The organism is Romboutsia sp., assembly GCF_035470145.1.
Classification (GTDB): domain Bacteria; phylum Bacillota; class Clostridia; order Peptostreptococcales; family Peptostreptococcaceae; genus Romboutsia_D.
This window is the reverse complement of the sequence record NZ_DATIRC010000429.1, coordinates 1-1,728: the sequence shown is the minus strand read 5'-3', so window position 1 is coordinate 1,728 and position 1,728 is coordinate 1. Positions and strand designations below refer to the sequence as shown.

Annotated in this window: 3 protein-coding genes; 2 read left to right on the top strand and 1 reads right to left on the bottom strand. The window is 29.2% G+C overall.

Annotated elements, in window-relative coordinates; all coding sequences use genetic code 11:
• The first annotated feature begins 393 nt into the window (after nt 1-393).
• Nucleotides 394-735 carry a rhodanese-like domain-containing protein gene (locus VLM92_RS16815; RefSeq protein WP_325277474.1) on the top strand — a complete coding sequence of 114 codons (342 nt, stop codon included), beginning with the start codon at nt 394-396 and terminating at the stop codon, nt 733-735.
• A 177-nt stretch (nt 736-912) separates the two neighbouring features.
• On the opposite strand, the gene VLM92_RS16810 is transcribed toward VLM92_RS16815, so the two are convergent.
• Nucleotides 913-1,437 (bottom strand): NUDIX domain-containing protein, encoded by a 525-nt coding sequence (locus VLM92_RS16810; protein ID WP_325277473.1) that lies wholly within the window; start codon nt 1,435-1,437, stop codon nt 913-915.
• Between the two features lie 103 nt (nt 1,438-1,540).
• Between VLM92_RS16810 and VLM92_RS16805 the strand changes: the two genes are divergently transcribed.
• Nucleotides 1,541-1,702 carry an iron chelate uptake ABC transporter family permease subunit gene (locus VLM92_RS16805; protein ID WP_325277472.1) on the top strand — a complete coding sequence of 54 codons (162 nt, stop codon included), beginning with the start codon at nt 1,541-1,543 and terminating at the stop codon, nt 1,700-1,702.
• The last annotated feature ends 26 nt before the right edge of the window (nt 1,703-1,728 follow it).

The window sequence follows — 1,728 nt, the reverse complement described above, 5'->3', positions numbered from 1 at the left end:
AACACCCTACTCCATCTACACTTTCATCTATCAAAAAATCATCTATCATGGTAACTTGACCATGAAAAAATTTAAAACTTTTCAATTTTATACCTCCATTCTTATTTTATACAGTTTATGTTTTTTAAAAATTTATGTTCCTTTGCTATTATAAAGCTATCTAATAAATAATAACTATGTGATAAAGTCACAGAAAGAAGCTTGATAAAATGATAATATATAATTAAGTACAGTGTTCTTAAATTATACGCTTAAATCAAAGATTGAGAGGATAATTCTCAGCCTAATGAAGCTAGAAATTATTGAAGAGAATTAATGACTAGAGTTAGAAATAAATCTAGATGGGAAACCAATAGGCTTATTTTTATAATTAATATATGGAGGAAAAAACTAATGGGATTTTTATCAGGGTTATTTGGCAATAAGAAATATAGCAATATAAATGGAGAAGAATTACAAAAAATGGTTAAAGAAAATAAAGATGTACTAATACTAGATGTAAGAACCATAGGCGAGTTTAGAAGTGGACATATTCCAAAATCTAAAAATATTCCAGTACAAGAATTAAGCTCAAAAGTAGGTACATTAGATTCTTATAAGGATGATGAAGTAATAGTATATTGTGCATCAGGTGCAAGAAGCGCTAGTGCAGCAAGAGCTCTATCTAAAAATGGATTTAATAAAATCTATAATTTAAGTGGTGGAGTTTCTAGCTATAAAGGTAAGCTTAAATAAATATAAAAATATATATTAATAATATTTAAATACATTGGAACTACTGGATTTTAACTTCTAGTGGTTCCTTTTAAATTATATCTATATTAACAATTTAACCTAACATAGCCTTAATTAAAAGAGCAAGATGAAATTTTTGCAAGCAGAAAGAATGGATATGTTTATCCATTCTTTCTATTAATTACAAGTTAACTCTTTAGCTATCATTTCCAACACAAAAGTTTCCCTCTCAATAGAAAGTCCCATGGAGTCTTCTTTATTGGCAATAACTTCTTTATTGTGACGGATGGCTTCATGTATATCAATCCAAATCGCACTCATACCATTAGCAATTTCATAACTCTCAAGATTTGACTTTCCAAGTTCCTCATCGATTTTACATATATAAAAGTATGAAGTCATATGGATCAAGTCGATATCATCATAGTGTGATAGTCTGTATTCGTCAAATAGGCCGTATTCTTTGATGACTTTAATGTTTCTAGCTCCTGTTTCTTCTGATAGCTCTCTTTTAAGGCCAGTGATTAAGTCTTCTTGCGGGGCAACACCTCCACCTGGAAAGCTATAGTCGTTGTATCGCTTTGTATATAATAGTAAGATTTCAGAACCTTTAAGTATTATGCCTCTTGCAGCTATTCTTTCATATATTCTACCTTCAATATTTTCAATATCTCTATGAATCATTTTCTTTAACAATCTCAATTTGTATACCTCTTTTCAAGTGTTTTGTTAGTAACTGAGAAAAAATTTCGATTTTCACAGTTACCTAGATATTCTATCATAGGTCCATATATGTTATAAAGGTATGTTTCATCAAAAAGGAATATTTTATCTTGTTTGGACAGATGTTCTTGCTAGAACAATAGTAGCACCATCTGACTTACCAATAGGTATAATAACAGCTTTATTTGGAGCACCGTTTTTTATATGGCTTGTTAAGAAAAATAACTATTCATTTGGAGAGTAAGTATGTATGTTAATATAAAAGAAGTT

Excerpts from the sequence above, each read along its gene's own strand:
- VLM92_RS16815 (WP_325277474.1), top strand. The coding sequence starts at position 394 with ATGGGATTTTTATCAGGGTTATTTGGCAATAAGAAATATAGCAATATA.
- VLM92_RS16805 (WP_325277472.1), top strand. The coding sequence starts at position 1,541 with ATGTTTCATCAAAAAGGAATATTTTATCTTGTTTGGACAGATGTTCTT.